A 17,157-nucleotide genomic window follows, 5' to 3' on the forward strand; every position below is an offset into this window, starting at 1 on the left:
AACATATCGTTCGGGTGAACCGCCCAAGGTGCTTCACCGCGAGGGCTGTCCGGCTGCTCAGGCCGCCATGGCCCGTTCTCGGTACGGTGACGGTTCGCCGATGTGCCCCACCTCGCAATCTTCTCCCCTGCTTCCAAGATCCGTCCATTTCGGATTCACGACCGCGGAACGGGAACAGCTCGCATTGAGGCGGTGTTTGCCGATGTAGCCGGGTTCGGGGATCTGCTCGGGCACTTCGGGCAGGCTGAGCAGCCTGGCGAGGTCTTCCTCCACGAGGCTGGTGGGGTGGCGTGGTCGTTGTCTGGCCGTGTTCGGGGGTCGGTAATCGGGGTGGTTGAGCAGGGCGCGTCGTTCGGCGGGTGTGGGGTTGGGGCTGGGGTGGTGGCCGAGGGCGTCCCACCAGTCGGACTCGGGTGAGCGGTCGGGGCCGTGCAGCACGATCGTGGCCGTTTCCAGTAGTGAGCCCGGCGGGATCGGGCCACAGCTCGCTCCCGGCGTGCTGTTCCCGGTGGCGGAACCGTCATGATGCTTTGCCGGGTCGCTGTTCGGTTGCTGCGCCAGCAGACCGGCGACCGTCAGCGCGCCCGGGCCCGCGTCGGCGTGCTCGCCGTGCCCGCCGCGCAGCGGGGCCAGCACGCTGCCAACCGCCAGTGCCAGCACCGTTCCCATCAGCCACAGCAATCCGAGCGGCTGGTGCAGCACGGCCGGACCCAGCGTGTTCGCCGCCGTCACAGCGCGCCTCCGTCCCGGCCGAAGCGTTCGCGGAGTTTGCGACTGGTCTCCTGCTCCTGGCGCTCCTGTTCGCGGCCGTGCTCGATCGCCGCGCTCATGCAGATGTCACAGGTCGGCACCAGCCAGTCCACCTCGGACGGATCGATCAGCACGACCTGCTGCCCGCACAACGTGTCACGCCGCTGCTCCGGACGCGGCCGGATCTCCCGGGAGAAGGCGTGGCGGAAGCCGCCCACCGGGTTCCACCACACCACCGGACCCGACCAGCCCCAACCCAACAACGGAACCTCAAGCATCACGAACACTCCTTACTACTTAACGTACGTGTATGATCACCTTTCGTTATCGACAGTAGATGACATCAATCTAATTAGATAGCCAGATCACCAGAAAGCGTGACGCAGCGAAGGAGCGTTCGATGGCCTCAAGCTCACCGACCGTCGCCGCCTGGGAACTCGGACGTCGGCTCCGCGAGAAGCGCGACGAAGCCGGGTTGAGTGCCACCGCCGCTGCCAAGCGGTTCGGGATCACCGCGGCCTACCTGTCCGAATTCGAGAACGGGAAGAAAAACATCGGCGAGGAACGACTCGCGACGCTGGCCGAGGCGTACGAGCTCGATGACCAAGAAGCCGCTGAGCTGCGTAGCCTGCGCGAGAAAGCGGGTAACCGTGGCTGGTGGAGCGACTACTCGGCACTGTTCAGCGACGAACTACTGCGCTTTTTCGGCTACGAACACGGCGCGGAGGGCGTGCGCTCCTACGACAGCGCCATCGTCAACGGGCTACTGCAAACCGAGAACTACGCCAGGGCTGTTATCGAGGCAGGAGCCCCCAACGTCCGCTTGGCTGAAGTGGAACGCAGACTCGAATGCCGCAGGCGGAGACAGCATCGCATCACCGGCTCCGAACCGCTCCACCTCAGCTCGGTGATGAGCGAGGCAGCACTGCACCAACGGATCGGCGGAACCGAAGTGCTGGCCGAACAGCTCGACCATCTCGTCGAGCTCATCAACGCTTGCCCCGACACTCTTGACATTCGCATCGTGCCCTTCGAAGCGACCGGGCACGACGCTATCGGCGGTTCACCGTTCCTACTCATGACGTTTCCCACCGGCAAGCTGCCCATGCTGTTGTGGCACGAAACCGTGACGAGCACGCAACTGATCACCGATTCACTGACCATTCGCGAACACAGCCTCGCACACACCGAAGCCGCTAAAGCCGCACTCAACCGCGAAGAGTCGTTGGACAAGATCGCTTCGGCTTCCCGAAACTTGCGAGGTTAACTACAGTCCCAAGTATGGCAGGAAAAATCGCACCGCACACCTGGCGTAAGTCCAGCCGCAGCGCCAACAACGCCCACTGCGTCGAAGTCGGCTTCGCCGAGACCACCATCGCCGTCCGCGACACCAAGGACCGCGCGGGCGGCACCCTCACCGTCACCCCCGCAGCCTGGGCAGGATTCCTGAACCGCCTCAAGACCGGCGACTACGACCAGGGCTGACCCAACCAAGCGCCGTTTACGCCGTGACCGGGGCGTCGATTCCCCGCGAAATTCACAAAGCCCCGGCACTACGCGGCACGGACGGCATCCTCGAGCGGAGTCGCGAATCGTTCGGCAGAGCGATCTCGCCTGGTTGGCCGCTCCGCACGCGCGAGCACCGCTGTCATCGCTGGGCCATCCGAGTGATCGCGGTGCGTTCGCGGAACACCTCGGAGTGCTGATCGTCATAGTGGCCATAGGTCCATCCCACTGACGCGACATACCCAGCTCCGGCAGGATGTGACCCGGTTTCGGATCACAGCCCAGCGGCCCAGGAAGGAGCAGACGTGAGTCAAGACGGTTTCAGCGTCGACCACGACAAGCTCAAAGCATCCATCGCGGACCTACGAACAGCACGAGAGGAGGCCGCAGACCTCGCTAGAAACTCAAGAACAATCGACCCTGGTGAGTTGACCGCATACGACGACACCACCGGAAAGGCCCGCGAGGCGTTCCAGAAGCGTATGAGCGCCCCCGAAGGATCTCTTCGTGCTGCCGCTGAAGATATTCGCGACAAACTGGACGAGAAGATAGCCGCTTACGAAGCCCTGCTGCGTGAATACGGCATCGCCGAGGACAACGCCTCGGTCGCGCAACGCGACCCCGAAAGGCAGAGCTGAACACCGTGGAAAACCTCATGCACAAGATACGACGCGGTTCAGTAATCGCGGGTGGACTCGTACTGACCATGGCACTGGCCGCCTGCTCCAGTAACTCAACGGGCCAGACCGGAACTCCGGAAGACACAACCACCAGCAACGTGACCTCATCCGCCTCGCAATCCGGAACCGGAATAACCAACCCGAAAAACCCCGTCGCACTCGAACCCTGCGAACTACTACCCAACGAAGCCACCGCCACACTGGGCGTAACCACCAACGGAGAAAGAACCCCGAACGACCTCAAACCAAACCTCCCCGACCTGTGCGTCTGGAAAGGCGAAACTACCGACTCGAAAGAAGTTTCCTTGGTCGCTTTCCCGGGACGCACCATTCAGCAGTACTACGACAACAAATCGAGCTACGGATATTTCGAAAAGCTGGAGGTTTCCGGACACCCCGCAGTCATAGGAAACACGGAGGATCCGACAAAGAGCTCCGGCTGCGCGATGTACATGGCCGCGAACGAAAACCAGATAGTCCTGTCTTCCACGTTTATTTCCACTGAGAACATCGGAAAAACCAACCCGTGCGACTTGGCGAAGCAGGCTCTGGAGCTGTCGCTGCCCTCGTGGCCAGCGGCGAAGTGACCCCACAGGGGTAATGAGCTACGCCGATGTGTCCTCCCGAGGTCACAGACACAACCCGGTAGCTGGAACTCCTTCGTGAGGAGGATCCATGTGGCACGACCACCTCCATCACAGGAGTTCCACAACCACCTTCACCCCTCCCTCACGAGCGAGGCGTTCCAGAAGCGTATGAACGCCCCCGAAGGATCGCTTCACGCTGCTGCCAAAGGCATTCGCGACAAACTGGACGAGAAGATAGCCGCTTACGAAGCCCTGCTGCGCGAATACGGCATCGCCGAGGACAACGCCTCGGTCGCGCAACGCGACCCCGAAAGGCAGAGCTGAACACCGTGGAAAACCTCACGCACAAGGCACGACGCAGCACAGTCATCGCGGGTGTCCTTACACTGGCCATAGCACTGTCCGCCTGCTCCAGTAACTCAACGGGACAAACCGGAACTCCGGAGGAGACCGCCACCAGCAGCACGGGCTCATCCGCCTCGCAGTCCGGAAGCGGAATAACCAACCCCAAAAACCCCGCCGCCCTCGAACCATGCGAACTACTTCCCAACGAAGCCACCGCCACACTGGGCGTGGGGACCAAAGGCGAAAGAGAGCCGAACGACCTCAAACCCAACCTCTCCGACATATGCACCTGGGAAGGCGAAGAAACAGATTCGAAGGAAGTTGCTTTGGTGGCTTTTCAGGGACGCACCATCCAACAGTACTACGACAACAAATCGAACTACGGATACTTCAAAAAACTAGAGGTTTCCGGACACCCCGCAGTCATAGGAAACACGAAGAATCCAACGAAGAGCTCCAGTTGCACGATATACATGGCCGCGAACGAAAACCAAATAGTCATGTCCCACACGTTTATTTCCACTGAGAACATCGGGAAAACAAACCCGTGCGACTTGGCGAGACGGGCCCTGAAGCTGTCGCTGCCGTCATGGCCAGCGGCGAAGTGACCCCACAGGGGTAATGAGCTACTCCGAAGCGTCCTGTTCGGTGTCCGATCAGCCAGGAAGGTGGAACTCAGCCGTAACGACAACCCGTGAACATCCCGCACCACACACTTGGCGAACCTCCAGCTACTCCGACGACATCGGGCAATGCGTCGAAGTCGCCTTGACCAGCCGGGCCGTTGGCATCCGCGACACCAAGAGCAGGAAGGGCGGCACCCTCACCGTCACCCCCGCAGCCTGGGCCGGATTCCTGAACCACCTCAAAACCAGCGACCACGAGCAGGACTGACCTTCCAAGCTCGCACTACGCCATGGCCGGGGCGTCAATTTCCCACGAAATCCACGGATGTCCCGGCAGCGAGGAGCTACTTCGGCACCGCCTCCATGAAGGCCCGGTCGACATGGGCGGTCACCCGGTACAACCAGTCGGGTATCTCGACCTCGTTTCTGTCGGTCTCGAAGTCCGGTCTGTTCTCGGGCGGGTCGGCGGTCAGCGAAACCACGTACTGTCCATAGCGTAGCCAGACGAACCAGGCGTCACACCGCTCACTGTCGAGGTAGTGGAAACCGCAGTAGTAATTCGCCGAGTCGGCGCTTTCGGGAAGTCGGTTCGTCTCGTACTCCCTGATCTCGTCGAAGTGCTCCGCCAGGGCGGCCCGCTTCGGACTGTCGAATTGATAAGCCAGCGAGGCCCATGTAGGCGAAGAAAGCCGGTACACCGACTCACCGATCTGCCGGCCGCCACTTCTTTCCCAGTTGCGAAACCAGCTGCTCTCCAGCCGCCACATCCGGGTGTACTCGTCAGGCCCGTCGTGGACCCTTTTCCATCCCCGCAGTATACCGGGATTCGCGGCGACAGCTTTCTCGGGCGGAGCGACCGAACGCCCCTGCCCGATAAAAGGAACATTCCACAGAACCAAAATGGAGACGACGATCAGCAGCGTAACTAACCATCGAGGCCTCAGTAGTTTCTTGATTTCCAATCCTTCACCTGAGGAGCGTCGTTATTCTGCATCTCGTCCACAGTTTCCATTACTTTCTGACGCAGCTGATCCTTGGTCAGGCTGTCACCGTACTTCTCGTAAAGCTCGATACCGGCACGCATCGTGGCCTGGTCACCAACGTCATCCTGGCCCACCACCTCACCGATGGAAGCACCGGTGATCAGGGTTTCCGAGTCGATCCCGGCCGCCCTGCCCACGTAACCGTAGTGGATATTGGACCAGATGTCGTAGCTCACCGAACGATCCTGTCCGGGAACCTTGAAATCGAATTCCTTCTGACTCTCCAGGTTGAACTTCTCCGCCATGATCGGCTTGTGGTCCCACTCCTGACCCGGTGCCACCTTGCCCGCCCACATGGCGAGTGCGGTAGTGGCCTCCTGACCGGGACGCCGCCAGAACTCGTACCACTCCGGATCACTGAGCAGCTGCTTTATGTTCCGCACCGAGTCCGACTCTATGTTCCTCATCATCTCGTCGTAGATGAAGTCCTCGGCCTTGTTGAATCGCGCCTCGCTCTGTGCGGCCTCCGCAGCGGCGAGCGAGGCCTGCTCGGGAGCGTCGAAGTCGTGTCGCGGTGCCACCTCGTCGGTGATCTCCTGAAGACGTTCCCGCTTGCTCTCGAAGACCTGGAGCGCTTCGTCGAGGATGTCCCGGATTCCCACGGCTTCGGAGACGGCGTCCTCGAACTCCTGGGTGGTCTTGTCGATGAAACCGACAGCCGCCGCCGCGTCCTCGCCGGTCCATCCCGAGGAATGAACGGCCTTGAGCACGTTCTCCTACATCTCGTCGCGCTGCGTCTTCAATCTGTCGATCATCGAGGTCCAGTCCTCGACGGCCGCTCGAAGCTTGCCGAGCGGGGCATGCAGCACGGTGTGGTAGCTGAGCACGCTTCGTCCCTCACTCGAAGTGCTTGGCGATCTCGGCGATGGTCATCTCGTTCCGCTCCTCGACCAACCGATGCCCATCAGCGGTGGCCGCCAGTCCTTCTCGGACCTTCTCGCAGGCCAGCAACAGGGTCTCCGTCTGGCCTTCCCACTTCGCACCAGCCTTCCGCAACGCCGCTCCGAGATCGAAACCCTCGTTCGCGAGCGCGCTTCCCGCATCAGCTGTGCTCTCGTCGGCCAGCTTTCCCGCCGCACGGAGGCCGTCGTGTACATCACCGGCGGAGGCCGAGATCCTGTCCAACAGGTCGGGGTCAACCTCGATGTCGGGCTTCGAACCCGAAAAGGCGCTCCCAGCGGCGGATCCCGCACCGTCGGGGTTCAACCGCTGCTCGATGCTGCTGTCACCCATGTGCCGCTCCGATAGCCACAGTGTCGCGATCCACGGTGAGATTACTTGTCCCCGGCGGTGTTCACTCGGATTTTCGTGAATCGAACTCGCTTCGACGGCCAAGGAAGCGAGCCGAGCATCGGCACGAGCGGACAGCCCTGGAAGAGCCGCTCAGTCGTTCAGCCCCCGCGCGACGGTGTCGAGGCCGTCGGTGAGTGCGGCCAGCTGTTCGCGGCTGAGCAGGTCGATCAGCGAGGAGCGGACCAGTTCGACGTGGCCGGGCGCCACCCGGTTCAGCTTGGCCATGCCCTCCTCGGTCAGCACCGCGAACACCCCGCGATCGTCGCCGGGGCACGTGCTCCGGCGCACCAGCCCGGCTTTCTCGAGCTTGCCGATCTGGTACGAAGCCCCGCTCTTGGAGGTCAGCAGCGACTCGGCCAGCTCGGTCATCCGCAGCTGCCGCTCCGGCTCCTCGGCCAACCGCACCAGGATCTCGTACTGCGGATGCGACAGCCCCTCCTGCTCGCGCAGGTGATGTTCCACACGCCGCTCCACCCGGTGACTCGCCTCCAGAAAGGCGTTCCACGCGGCCTTTTCCTCGGAATCCAGCCACCTTGGTTGCGTCATGCACCCACCATAGCGGTTGTTCGGATTTGAACAACCCGGTAATTTGGCGGTGGTTTCAATTTGAACTACCTGGGTCGGCCGACCGGTCGACCCCGAACTACGGGAGGAACACCGTGCCGCAGTTACCAACCGCCGTCCGCGATCTGGTCCTGCTGCTGGGACGAGTCGTGGTCGGGATCGTGTTCATCGTGCACGGCCTGCAGAAACTCACCCAGTGGGGCATCAGCGGCACCACCGAGTCGTTCGCGGGCATGGGAATCCCCGCCCCCGGCCTGTCCGCGTGGTTCGCGGCGCTGGTGGAGACGGTGGGTGGCCTCGCGCTGATCCTGGGCGTGGCACTGCCCCTCGTCGGGGCACTGCTGGCCGTGGTCATGCTCGGCGCCCTGTTCTTCGTCCACCTCAGCCAGGGCTTCTCCGGCTACGAGTACGTGCTCGTGCTGGCCGCCGCGGCACTCACCCTCGGCTTCAGCGGTGGCAACTACTCGATCGACCGGATGCTGCGCGGTTCGACGAGCAAGTCACGGCCCACCCCCGAACACGTCAGCGCGTAACGAGACTCCGTTCGGGAGCCGTACGACCGGAGCACCCGGAACGAGCGGCTCACCGGGATTCGATCTTCCGCCTCGTCCCTGGACCTCGACCCTCCTATCCGGACAGCGTGGTCCGGCGGAACGTGTCCAACCCGGCCATCGGTGGTGCCTCGGTCTGTTCCGCTGCCGGGTATCCGGCAGCGAGCACGTAGAGCGGGGTACTGCCGATGTTGTCCAGGCCCAACCGCTCCGCGACCGCCGAGTCGTGGAACGCCCCGGTCTGGGCCGGGCCGAGCCCCAGGGCGGTGGCGGTCAGTGCGAAGGTCTGGCCAAGGTGTCCCGCGTCGAGCAGCATCACGCGGTAGGAACGCGGTGTGGGGTACTTGCTCAGCAACCGGTCCACCACCGCGCTGAGCACTACCAGGAACGCGGCCCCGCCCGCCCATTCCTGCTCGGCACAGAGGTGGGCCGCCTCCGCCGAAGTGAAGCCCTCGGAGAGCAGTTCCAGCGAGTGCTCCCAGAGGTTGTAATGATACGTCCCGGGAGCGACACCGGTGACGTTTCGGATCGCCAGGTAGGCGTCCAGCTCCTGCCTGGCCCCGCCTGCGGGACTCGTGCGGCGGAACAGCGCGCAGCGTCCGCAGTCGATGTAGTCCACCGGGGCGAACACCGTGGCGAGCAGCGTGCTCAGCACCTCCAGCGGCACCGGCTCCTCGGTGTGGTCCCGGCAGGTGCGGCGTGCGTACAGCACCTCGTCGTAGGAAGCGGCGAGCTTCGGGGAACGTGACCGGGGCAGCAGGATCCGGTCGGCCTCCGGATAACCGGTGAACAGCACGAAGGGGGCCTCGGGTTCGCTGGTCGCGGGGATGTTCTCGGTGGTCTCCTCCCGCTGCTCCGTCTCGGGGTACTTCACGTCCTGAGTCGCGTAGTGGAAGAAGGACGCCTCGGGCGCCCAGGTGCCCCATTGCAGATCGAACCGCTCGTCGGCCTCGGCCTCCGGGGTCTGCGCGGCCAACAGCAGACCGTTGGCGTGTAACTGCTCGACCATCTGGTGCAGACTCTCACCGGAGAAGTGATCCAGCTCCGCCGCAGCCGCACTCGGATCGGTCCATTCCTCGAACGCGGAAAGAATCTCGGCGGCGGCGGGATGCAGCGTGAGCGGTTCACCGCCGGGATGCGGATGTACGACGAAATTTCCCTCGTGCCAGTAGCAGACCAGTCCGCGACGGCGACGCAACCACATGCGTACTCCAGAGACCATCGATCCAGAACGAAAGACTTCGATTCGCCACGTGGGGCGAACCGGATCGGCCCGCCCCTCGTGGATCACCCTGTTCAGGAGAAGTTCCACTTGTAGAAGTAGGGATGGTTCTTCCGGTCCTTCCTGGTAACCGGAGTTATCCGCATGGTGATACCGCGCATCGTCCTCACCTCCTCTCCATGAATCGACAACGCACACACCATTGGGACAGCACGGATACCCCCGAACAAGAGAACAAGGGATCAATCACCCTTCGGGCGACTACGAAACACTCCGGTGCAGCAGCGAAAACGCTCATCCACACCGGAAGAGATCCCAAAACAAAAAAAATCTCACGTCCCCGGGAATCATTTTCCCGTGAGAGACGTGAGCGAACGTATCGACCGACGAAGCGAATACAGACCTACGCGGAAACCGCTCCGGGCTGCCCCGGAGAAAGCGAAGGGCTCGCGGCCTGCCCGGACGAGGGATCCTGTAGTTCCGGCCACGAGCCCTTCGGCACACCCGAGGATTCTCCCCCGGCAATCCTGTCGACGACGCCTGGGACAACACCGCGGCGGCGTCAATTTCCCGCGAAATCGCCGCGCCCCCACGGGGGAACGCCCCCGTGGGAACACCTCAGCGCGTGAATCTCAGCCCATCCAGTCGCGCCAGAGCTCGCGCATGCTGTCCAAGGTCTCGCGGTAGCGGCGGTAACCGTCCTCGTAGCGGTCCCGCACGTCCGGGTTGGGCCGGACCTCGCGCAGCGGCAGCGTCCACTCGCCGGAGTCGACCTCGTCGCCGAGCGCGCGGGCGGCCGTCACCGCCGCTCCCCTGGCCCCCATGCCCGGGTCGTCCGTGAGGTGCAGCGACTGCCCCAGCACGTCGGCGAACACCTGCGCCCAGGGATGCGAGCGCGTGCCGCCGCCGCAGGCCACCAGCTTGCCGTTCAGCCCGGCCGCCTCGAAGCAGTGCCGCGCCGCGTAGGCCACGCTCTCGCAGACCGCCCGCACCACGTCGCTGCGGGTGGTGCCCAACCGCACCCCGCTGAGCTGCCCACTGGCGCGCGGGTCCACGAACGGCGAGCGCTCCCCGCCCGGCGCCAGGAACGGCAGTGCGGAGACGTCGTTGGCCCCCGGCGGGCTGGCCTCCAGCGCCCCGCCGAGATCACCGATCTCCATGCCGAGCAGGTCCAGCACCCAGTCGAGGCTCGCGGTTCCCACCATCGCGGGCATGCCGTGCAGCAGCTGGTTCTCCTCGGGCGTGCACAACCACATCCCGGAGGGCTCTTCCTGCCAACGGCGATTGCCCGTCTCGGTGAGCACCTGGCAGGCCAGCGTGGTTCCCACGATCAGCAGCCCGTCGCCGAACTCGTGCAGCCCGCCGCCCACGGCACAGGCGGGCAGGTCGAACGGCCCCGCCGTGACCGGCAACCCCTGGGGCAGCCCCAGCAGTTCCGCGCCGTTGGCGTCGAGTTGGAACAGCTGCCTCGGCCGGGCCGGTTTGGGCAGCAGGTGCCGGTACTCGGACAGCCCGCACGCCTCCAGCGCCCGCTCGTCGTACTCCCTGGTGTCGGCGTCGAGGAACGGCACGGAGGCGTCCGAGGCGTCCACGCTGATCTCGCCGGTCAGCACGTGCAGCACCGAGTCGACGCAGTACCCGGCCACCGCCGCGTCACGCAGCGACTCCGGCTCGTTGTCGCGAAGGTGGGCCAGCAGGGGTCCCTGCGCACCGGGGAACAGCCCGTTGCCGGTGCGCTCGTAGACCTGCCTGCTGACCCCGTCGCGCTGCCACCGCTTGACCACGGAAGCGGCGCGACCGTCCATCCACGAGATGGGCTGCCGGACCGGCCTTCCGGCCGAGTCCCGCAACCACAATCCGTCGCCCTGCCCGGTCAGCGCCACGGCGCGCGGCTGCTGCCCGGTCTGCTCCCCCACATCGCGCACCACGGCGGCCACGGTGGACACCACGTCGTCGAGGTCCTGCTCCACCCTGCCGTCGGGGTAGTGCTCCAGGTGCGACTGCCTGCTCGCCTCGGCGAGCACGCGGCCCGAGTCGTCGAAGGCCGCCGCCTTGGTCAGCGAAGTTCCGATGTCGACCGCGGTGATCATGTCTCGCTCCCCCGGACGTCGGGATTGGCCAGGTGCGCGGCCCGCTCGCCCCGCGCGTACCGGTCGACCTCGGCGGCCACGATCTCGGCGGCGCGGTGCGCGGTCTGCCGGGTCGCGCCCGCGAGGTGCGGGGTGGTGATGAGATTTGGGGCGCCGTGCAGCGGCCACTCCGCCTGCGGGGGCTCCTCGTCGTAGACGTCCAGCGCCAGCGCACCCAGCTTGCCGCTACGCAGCAGCCCCGGCAGCGGCTGGTAGTCGAGCAGGCCACCGCGGGCGGTGTTGACCAGCACCGCGCCCTCGGGCAACAGCGCCAGGCGAGCGGCGTCGAGCAGGTGCTTGGTCTCCGGGGTGAGCCTGGCGTGCAGGCTGACCACCGAGCAGCGGGGCAACATCTCGTCCAGCGCGAGGGGTTCCACACCGTCGGCACGCAGTGCGTCCTGATCGGTGTAGGGGTCGGCGACCAGCACTTCCGCGCCGAAGGCGCGCAGCACCCTGGCCACCCTGCTTCCGATCGCGCCGTAGCCGACCAGGCCGACCGTGCTGCCCTCCAGCTCGATGCCCGCCTCGGGGTATGCGTAGAAGTCGCCTCGCCAGTTGCCCCGCTTGAGCTCGGCGTCGGAGTCGGGGATGCGGCGCATCGCGGCCAGGATCATGCCCACCGCGTACTCGGCGGCAGCGGCGGCGTTGCGCCCGGGCGCGTAGGTGACCGACACCCCTGCCCTGGTCGCCGCCGCGAGGTCCACGTTGATCGGACCACCGCGCGAGACCGCGACCAGCTTCAGTGAAGGGGCGGCGGCGAACACGCGCTCGGTGAACGGCGCCATCTGGGTCACACAAACCTCGGCGCCCTCGACGGCCTCGATCACCTGCTGTTCGGTTCCGCTGGCCTCCTCGACCCCGCCGACGGGGCCGAACGGCTCGACCGGCCAGGGCAGTTTGAGCTTGCCGACCTCGACGTCGTTCACCCGGGAACGCACGGCGTTCTCGAGCAGGTCGGGGCCGACGAAGTTGTCGCCCGCTGCCAGCACGCGCACTGTTCATTCCTCCTTCAGCGGTCTCACCGCTGTCCAATGGCTCCCCGCTGCGGCTTCCGGGGCGATCGGCCCTGGGCGCGGCGCCCCGACCGCTCCGGCCGCGGCGACCGCCGCGAGCCGCGGCTATCAGCTCTGGTGTTCGTAGTCGGTTATGTATGCGACCTTGGCCGCGCTCGCCGAGGACGGGTCGAAGGAGTAGCCCAGCCACTCGTCGACCAGCCGTTTGGCCAGTTCGGGTCCGATGACCCTGGACCCCATGGTCAGCACCTGGCAGTCGTTCGACTTGATGGAGCGCTCCGCCGAATAGGAGTCGTGCGCGACGGTAGCGCGCACCCCGTCGACCTTGTTCGCCGAGATGCACATGCCGATGCCGGTGCCACAGATCAGCACCGCACGATCGGCGTCGCCGCGTGCCACGGCTTCCGCCGCGGCCAGCCCCAGGCGAGGGTATACGCGCTCGTCGGAGTCGTCGTGCACGCCGTAGTCCAGCACCTCGGTGACCCTGGAGTCACCCTCCAGCTGTTCGGCGATGAGTTTCTTGAGTGCCACACCGGCGTTGTCGGCCGCCACGGCAACGGTGATCGGGCTCATGATTCCGGGTTCCCCTTTCGACGGTTTCGCTCGCACGCGCCGTCGGAGACTCCGGCGGCCACGGCGCCGAGCAGCAGGGCCAGTGAGGTGGCACCGGGGTCGGCGGTGCCCTGGTCGTGCCCGCCCAACCGCGAGGCACGGCCACGTGCGGAGGTCAGCCACGCGGTGTCCTGCGCCGCCTTGGTGGCGACCTCGGCCGCGGCGGTCAGCGCGGCGGGCAGCTCGGTGCCCGCACGGGAGCGCTCGGCGAGTTCGTCCGCGAACGGTTCCAGGGCGTCGAGCAGCGTCTTGTCGCCTTTTGCCGAGCCGCCGAGTTCGGCGACCGCTCGGGACGCCTCCCGCACCGCTTCGGCCAGCACGGCGGTGTCCACGGTGCCGTGTTCGCGCAGTCCGGCACCGGTCTGGCTAAGCAGGGTTCCGTAGAGCGCGCCGGAGGCGCCGCCCGCCGCGTCGGCCAGCGCGGTCCCGGCCGCCAGCAGCGCGTCACCGATCGAGCGGGGGTCGGCCGCGTCGCTGCCCGCGTGGTCGGCTGCCCGCACGGCGGCACGCAGGCCGCGCACGATGCCCTGGCCGTGGTCACCGTCGCCCGCCACCGCGTCGAGCCGCCCCAGCTCGTCCTCGGCGTCGGCCACGTCGCCCAGGGCGCGTTCGAGCAGTTCGTGCACGAGCCCGCCCCGGCTGGTGGACTCCTCGGCGGGAGCCGCGCCGCGTTCCTCCGGGGTGGGTTCGTGGTTGGTCAGCGGTCGCAGCGGCCGGTAGCCGGGGGTGTCGCACTCCGCGTCGTAGAGCTCGGCGAGCTCGTCGTCCAGCGCGAGCAGCGACAGCGAGAGCCCGGCCATGTCCAGCGAGGTGACGAACTCACCGACCTCGGGGCGATACGGGCGCAGCCCGGCGGCCCGCAGCCTGCGCTCGATGGCCGGGTAGCAGGCGAACATCTCCTCGTACTTGGTGCGGCCGAGGCCGTTGAGCAGCACGGCCACCCGCTCGGTCCCGACGGGCAGCTCGGTCAGCAGGTTGTCGACCAGTTCGGCGGCCAGGTCCTCGGCGGTCATGGCGTCGACGCCACGCGCGCCGGACTCGCCGTGGATCCCCAGCCCCAGTTCCATCCGGCCGGGGTCGACGGTGAACAGCGGTTCCGACTTGCCGGGCAGCGTGCAGCCGCCGAAGGCGGCACCGTAGGTGCGGGTGCGGTCGTTGGCCTTGCGCGCCAGCGCGGCCACGCTGTCCAGGCTCTCGCCGCGTTCGGCTGCGGCACCGGCGACCTTGAACACGAAGAAGTCACCGGCCACGCCGCGCCGAACCTCCGGGGTGTCGGCGGAGCCGCTGGCGATGTCGTCGGTGACCAGCACGGTGCGGCTGTCGATGCCCTCGGCGGCCAGTCGCCGCGCGGCGAGCCCGAAGTGCATCACGTCGCCGGAGTAGTTGCCGTAGCTGAACAGCACACCCGCTCCGCCGTCGGCGGCCAGCGCCGTCCGGTAGACCTGTTCGGCGCTGGGGCTGGTGAACACGTCGCCGATGACCGCGGCGTCGGCGAAACCGGGACCGACGAGTCCGGCGAAGGCCGGGTAGTGCCCGCAGCCGCCGCCGATGATCACCGAAACCTTGCCCTGGCGGGGAGCGTGCCTGCCCACCACGCCATAGGCACCGGGCACCCGTGCCACGGAGCGGCCGTAGGCGGCGACGAAACCGTCCAGCCAGGAGTCCTTGAACGTGGCGGAGTCCGTCAGTCCGGTCATCAGGCACCCTCGCTCTCGGTCACGGGGTCGGACAGCATGGACAGCAGGGTTTTCCGTACGTGGTCCAGCGACTCGGCGACGACGGTGGCCGAGGCGATGGCGTCCGGCTTGGGTGGATAACCCGTGTTGGGGATGGCGACCACGCTCATCCCGGCCGCGTGGGCGGCACGGATCCCGTTGCTGGAGTCCTCGACGCCCGCGCACTCCGCGCCGGTGAATCCGAGGCGCCGGGCGGCCTCGGTGTACACGTCGGGGCTGGGCTTACCCCTGGCCACCTCGGCGCTGGAGACGGTGGCCGTGAAGTGCTCGGCCAGGCCGTGCCGCTTCAGCACGGCGTCGATCAGTGGCCTGGCGGCCGAGGAGGCGAGCGCGATCGGAACCATCGCGCTGACCTCGGTGACCATCTCACGGGCTCCGTCGAGCAGTTCGATCTCGCCGCCGTCCAGCGCGGCGATCATGTCGTCGACGACCGCGCGTTCGGTCTCCGAGGCGGGTTCCGGGGTCCCGCAGACCCTGCCCAGATAGGCCGACCATTCGGGCGAACTCATGCCCTGGACCGTCGAGGTGTCCTCGGCGCTCCACTCGTGTCCGTGCCGGGCGGCGTAGCGGCTCCACATCCGTTCCCAGAGGTGTTCGCTCTCCACCAGTACGCCGTCCATGTCGAACACGACCGCCCGCAGCGGTCCCGTCGACCGGGGCTCGGTTACCTGACTGACCGTCATGCGCTGTCCTTTCACAAACTTAAAGTTAAATTAACTCTAGACACTTTAATTGTCCAGCCCCGAGTTAACGCGCCCCCACGGGAGAACATCGTCCGAGCGGTGCAGCGAAGCCGCTCGATCACCTTCGGGCGGGTTCACGGCCGTACACGTTGCGACCACAACCAGAAACTCGGAAATAACACCTTGCGCGTGAAAGTAACGAGGTGCATGATACACGGTTAACACCGGCGGTGCCGCGCATCACAGCTCGATCGCCCATCCGCCGCGTCAACGAAGACCCTTCGACCGAGGCCGCGGGGTTCGGTAAGACCAGTCGCTTCGGAGGCGAAAACATTGGTACAGCAACCAGCAGCGGCGGACGGTTCGACCGCCGCGTCGGAGAGCCGTAGCTGGCTCGACAGAATCGGCATCCCCAAGCCGCTGCTCTGGGGCTTCGTCGGTGTGCTGATCTTCATGGTCGGCGACGGCGTGGAGATCACCTACCTGACCCAGTACCTGACGCAGCCCGAGGGCGGCGGGCTGGCGGGCTCGCAGGCCACCTTCGCCACGGTGACCATCTACGGCCTCGCCGTGATGATCGCCTCCTGGTTCTCCGGCACGTTGTCCTCGATCTGGGGACCCCGCTACGTGATGTGGCTCGGCGCGGCCTGGTGGGTCGTCTTCGAGCTGCTCTTCCTGTACGTGGCCATCCCCTCGCAGAGCTACCTGCTGATCGTGACCATCTACGGCATCCGCGGCTTCGCCTACCCGCTGTTCTCCTACGCCTTCCTGGTGTGGGCGCAGGTGGCCAGCCCGGTGCACATGCGCGGTTCGGTCGCGGGCTGGTTCTGGTTCGTGTTCACCGGTGGGCTGCCCACCCTGGGTGCGGCGGTGGCCGCCTTCGCGATCGGCCCACTGGGCATGAGCCTGCACAACACGCTGGTGCTCTCGCTGGTGCTGGTCGCCGTCGGCGGTGTGATCGGCTGCTCGGTCCGCGAGCCGCACGGCACCAAGCCCATCGCCGACGAGACGGTGCAGAACCCGCGCAGCCCGAAACGACTGCTCGAAGGCGTCGACATCGTGTGGCGCGACAAGCGGACCCTGGCGGGCGGTATCACCCGTATCGTCAACACCGCGCCGGAGTTCGGCTTCTTCGCGATGTTCCCCTTCGTCTTCGGGCCGGAGACCCCCGGCGGTGGCTTCCTCACCGCACCAGAGATCGCGGCCATGACCAGCATCGTCTACGGCGCCAACATCGCGGCCAACCTGGCGTTCGGCGTGCTGGGTGACTACTTCGGCTGGCGCCGCACCGTCACCTGGTTCGGCTGCGTGGGCTGCGCGATCGCCACCCCGCTGTGGTACTTCGCCTCGATCGCCAGCGAGAGCTTCGGCGTCGCCGCCACGCTGGGCGCCGTCTACGGTGTGCTGCTGGCCGGATTCGTCCCGCTCTCGGCCCTGATGCCCTCCATGGTCACCACCAAGGACAAGGGCTCGGCGCTGGCGGTGCTCAACTTCGGCGCCGGCGGTGCGGCCTTCCTCGGGCCGGTGACGGTCTACGCCATCCACCCGATCTTCGGCGGTGGCGGCGTTGCCATCGCGTTCGCGCTGATGTACGTGATCGTCGCGGTGCTGTCCACCTTCGTCAAGGACGGCAGCGACCCGGGCGAGGCCAAGAAGGCACGGGCCGCCTCGACCACCACCCCGGCCGGGGCCGCGACGACGGCCTGACCCACCGTCCGGGCCCTTCGCCCCACGGCGAAGGGCCCGGCTCGAACTCGACGCCGCGTTGCGTCGGGGGCGGTCCGAAAGGTCACCGGCAAGCACCTACGGACCGCCCC

At 66.3% G+C, this 17,157-nt stretch carries 21 protein-coding genes; 9 read left to right on the plus strand and 12 right to left on the minus strand.

What is annotated here, in order from left to right; genetic code table 11:
• Nucleotides 1-57: 57 nt before the first annotated feature.
• A complete protein-coding gene (locus ACOQFL_RS21215; protein ID WP_435545950.1) occupies nt 58-732 on the minus strand; it encodes a hypothetical protein in 675 nt (224 codons plus the stop codon).
• A complete protein-coding gene (locus tag ACOQFL_RS21220) occupies nt 729-1,028 on the minus strand; it encodes an HC3 family zinc finger protein (RefSeq protein ID WP_435545951.1) in 300 nt (99 codons plus the stop codon). Before ACOQFL_RS21220 ends, ACOQFL_RS21215 begins: the two co-directional genes overlap by 4 nt.
• A gap of 122 nt (nt 1,029-1,150) precedes the next feature.
• Between ACOQFL_RS21220 and ACOQFL_RS21225 the strand changes: the two genes are divergently transcribed.
• The 7 genes from ACOQFL_RS21225 (at nt 1,151) to ACOQFL_RS21255 (ending at nt 4,762) form a co-directional block, all read left to right on the plus strand.
• Nucleotides 1,151-2,017, plus strand: coding sequence for a helix-turn-helix domain-containing protein (locus tag ACOQFL_RS21225; protein ID WP_435545952.1), 867 nt, complete (start codon nt 1,151-1,153; stop codon nt 2,015-2,017).
• Between the two features lie 14 nt (nt 2,018-2,031).
• Complete coding sequence (locus tag ACOQFL_RS21230; protein WP_435545953.1) at nt 2,032-2,235, plus strand: DUF397 domain-containing protein; 204 nt, start codon at nt 2,032-2,034, stop codon at nt 2,233-2,235.
• 326 nt (nt 2,236-2,561) lie between these two features.
• Nucleotides 2,562-2,894, plus strand: coding sequence for a hypothetical protein (locus ACOQFL_RS21235; protein WP_435545954.1), 333 nt, complete (start codon nt 2,562-2,564; stop codon nt 2,892-2,894).
• Between the two features lie 17 nt (nt 2,895-2,911).
• A complete protein-coding gene (locus tag ACOQFL_RS21240; RefSeq protein WP_435545955.1) occupies nt 2,912-3,523 on the plus strand; it encodes a DUF3558 domain-containing protein in 612 nt (203 codons plus the stop codon).
• A 90-nt stretch (nt 3,524-3,613) separates the two neighbouring features.
• Nucleotides 3,614-3,847 carry a hypothetical protein gene (locus ACOQFL_RS21245; RefSeq protein WP_435545956.1) on the plus strand — a complete coding sequence of 78 codons (234 nt, stop codon included), beginning with the start codon at nt 3,614-3,616 and terminating at the stop codon, nt 3,845-3,847.
• Nucleotides 3,848-3,852: 5 nt separating this feature from the next.
• Entirely contained in the window at nt 3,853-4,476 is a 624-nt protein-coding gene (locus ACOQFL_RS21250; protein WP_435545957.1) for a DUF3558 domain-containing protein, read from the plus strand.
• A 40-nt stretch (nt 4,477-4,516) separates the two neighbouring features.
• Nucleotides 4,517-4,762, plus strand: coding sequence for a DUF397 domain-containing protein (locus ACOQFL_RS21255; RefSeq protein WP_435545958.1), 246 nt, complete (start codon nt 4,517-4,519; stop codon nt 4,760-4,762).
• A 76-nt stretch (nt 4,763-4,838) separates the two neighbouring features.
• Here ACOQFL_RS21255 and ACOQFL_RS21260 read toward each other — a convergent pair whose 3' ends face one another.
• The 4 genes from ACOQFL_RS21260 to ACOQFL_RS21275 form a co-directional block, all read right to left on the minus strand.
• Entirely contained in the window at nt 4,839-5,192 is a 354-nt protein-coding gene (locus ACOQFL_RS21260) for a hypothetical protein (protein ID WP_435545959.1), read from the minus strand.
• A gap of 242 nt (nt 5,193-5,434) precedes the next feature.
• Nucleotides 5,435-6,247, minus strand: coding sequence for a polymorphic toxin type 44 domain-containing protein (locus ACOQFL_RS21265; RefSeq protein ID WP_435545960.1), 813 nt, complete (start codon nt 6,245-6,247; stop codon nt 5,435-5,437).
• Between the two features lie 127 nt (nt 6,248-6,374).
• Nucleotides 6,375-6,770, minus strand: a complete 396-nt coding sequence (locus tag ACOQFL_RS21270; protein ID WP_435545961.1) for a hypothetical protein — start codon at nt 6,768-6,770, stop codon at nt 6,375-6,377.
• A gap of 150 nt (nt 6,771-6,920) precedes the next feature.
• On the minus strand, nt 6,921-7,376 hold the full coding sequence (locus ACOQFL_RS21275; RefSeq protein WP_435545962.1) for a MarR family winged helix-turn-helix transcriptional regulator: 456 nt from the start codon (nt 7,374-7,376) through the stop codon (nt 6,921-6,923).
• Between the two features lie 113 nt (nt 7,377-7,489).
• Here ACOQFL_RS21275 and ACOQFL_RS21280 point away from each other — a divergent pair, with 113 nt between their 5' ends.
• Complete coding sequence (locus tag ACOQFL_RS21280; RefSeq protein ID WP_435545963.1) at nt 7,490-7,927, plus strand: DoxX family protein; 438 nt, start codon at nt 7,490-7,492, stop codon at nt 7,925-7,927.
• 94 nt (nt 7,928-8,021) lie between these two features.
• Here the strand turns inward: ACOQFL_RS21280 and ACOQFL_RS21285 are convergent, their stop codons facing one another.
• The 6 genes from ACOQFL_RS21285 to ACOQFL_RS21310 form a co-directional block, all read right to left on the minus strand.
• On the minus strand, nt 8,022-9,167 hold the full coding sequence (locus ACOQFL_RS21285; RefSeq protein WP_435545964.1) for a SagB/ThcOx family dehydrogenase: 1,146 nt from the start codon (nt 9,165-9,167) through the stop codon (nt 8,022-8,024).
• Between the two features lie 632 nt (nt 9,168-9,799).
• A complete protein-coding gene (locus ACOQFL_RS21290) occupies nt 9,800-11,257 on the minus strand; it encodes an FGGY family carbohydrate kinase (protein WP_435545965.1) in 1,458 nt (485 codons plus the stop codon).
• On the minus strand, nt 11,254-12,291 hold the full coding sequence (locus ACOQFL_RS21295; protein ID WP_435545966.1) for a 2-hydroxyacid dehydrogenase: 1,038 nt from the start codon (nt 12,289-12,291) through the stop codon (nt 11,254-11,256). The genes ACOQFL_RS21290 and ACOQFL_RS21295 overlap by 4 nt, the downstream gene beginning before the upstream one ends.
• Before the next feature lie 126 nt (nt 12,292-12,417).
• A complete protein-coding gene (locus ACOQFL_RS21300) occupies nt 12,418-12,873 on the minus strand; it encodes a ribose-5-phosphate isomerase (RefSeq protein WP_435545981.1) in 456 nt (151 codons plus the stop codon).
• A gap of 5 nt (nt 12,874-12,878) precedes the next feature.
• Nucleotides 12,879-14,618: a dihydroxyacetone kinase family protein gene (locus ACOQFL_RS21305; protein WP_435545967.1), complete on the minus strand. Its 1,740-nt coding sequence runs from the start codon at nt 14,616-14,618 to the stop codon at nt 12,879-12,881.
• Nucleotides 14,618-15,340: an HAD family hydrolase gene (locus tag ACOQFL_RS21310; RefSeq protein WP_435545968.1), complete on the minus strand. Its 723-nt coding sequence runs from the start codon at nt 15,338-15,340 to the stop codon at nt 14,618-14,620. The genes ACOQFL_RS21305 and ACOQFL_RS21310 overlap by 1 nt, the downstream gene beginning before the upstream one ends.
• A gap of 333 nt (nt 15,341-15,673) precedes the next feature.
• Between ACOQFL_RS21310 and ACOQFL_RS21315 the strand changes: the two genes are divergently transcribed.
• Nucleotides 15,674-17,047, plus strand: coding sequence for an RbtT/DalT/CsbX family MFS transporter (locus ACOQFL_RS21315; protein WP_435545969.1), 1,374 nt, complete (start codon nt 15,674-15,676; stop codon nt 17,045-17,047).
• Nucleotides 17,048-17,157: the final 110 nt, after the last annotated feature.

It is taken from the genome of Actinopolyspora sabaoui, from assembly GCF_051225635.1.
Classification (GTDB): Bacteria; Actinomycetota; Actinomycetes; order Mycobacteriales; family Pseudonocardiaceae; genus Actinopolyspora.

Excerpts from the sequence above, each read along its gene's own strand:
- ACOQFL_RS21220 (WP_435545951.1), bottom strand. The coding sequence starts at position 1,028 with ATGCTTGAGGTTCCGTTGTTGGGTTGGGGCTGGTCGGGTCCGGTGGTG.
- ACOQFL_RS21225 (WP_435545952.1), top strand. The coding sequence starts at position 1,151 with ATGGCCTCAAGCTCACCGACCGTCGCCGCCTGGGAACTCGGACGTCGG.
- ACOQFL_RS21230 (WP_435545953.1), top strand. The coding sequence starts at position 2,032 with ATGGCAGGAAAAATCGCACCGCACACCTGGCGTAAGTCCAGCCGCAGC.
- ACOQFL_RS21240 (WP_435545955.1), top strand. The coding sequence starts at position 2,912 with ATGCACAAGATACGACGCGGTTCAGTAATCGCGGGTGGACTCGTACTG.
- ACOQFL_RS21270 (WP_435545961.1), bottom strand. The coding sequence starts at position 6,770 with ATGGGTGACAGCAGCATCGAGCAGCGGTTGAACCCCGACGGTGCGGGA.
- ACOQFL_RS21275 (WP_435545962.1), bottom strand. The coding sequence starts at position 7,376 with ATGACGCAACCAAGGTGGCTGGATTCCGAGGAAAAGGCCGCGTGGAAC.
- ACOQFL_RS21285 (WP_435545964.1), bottom strand. The coding sequence starts at position 9,167 with ATGGTCTCTGGAGTACGCATGTGGTTGCGTCGCCGTCGCGGACTGGTC.
- ACOQFL_RS21290 (WP_435545965.1), bottom strand. The coding sequence starts at position 11,257 with ATGATCACCGCGGTCGACATCGGAACTTCGCTGACCAAGGCGGCGGCC.
- ACOQFL_RS21305 (WP_435545967.1), bottom strand. The coding sequence starts at position 14,618 with ATGACCGGACTGACGGACTCCGCCACGTTCAAGGACTCCTGGCTGGAC.
- ACOQFL_RS21310 (WP_435545968.1), bottom strand. The coding sequence starts at position 15,340 with ATGACGGTCAGTCAGGTAACCGAGCCCCGGTCGACGGGACCGCTGCGG.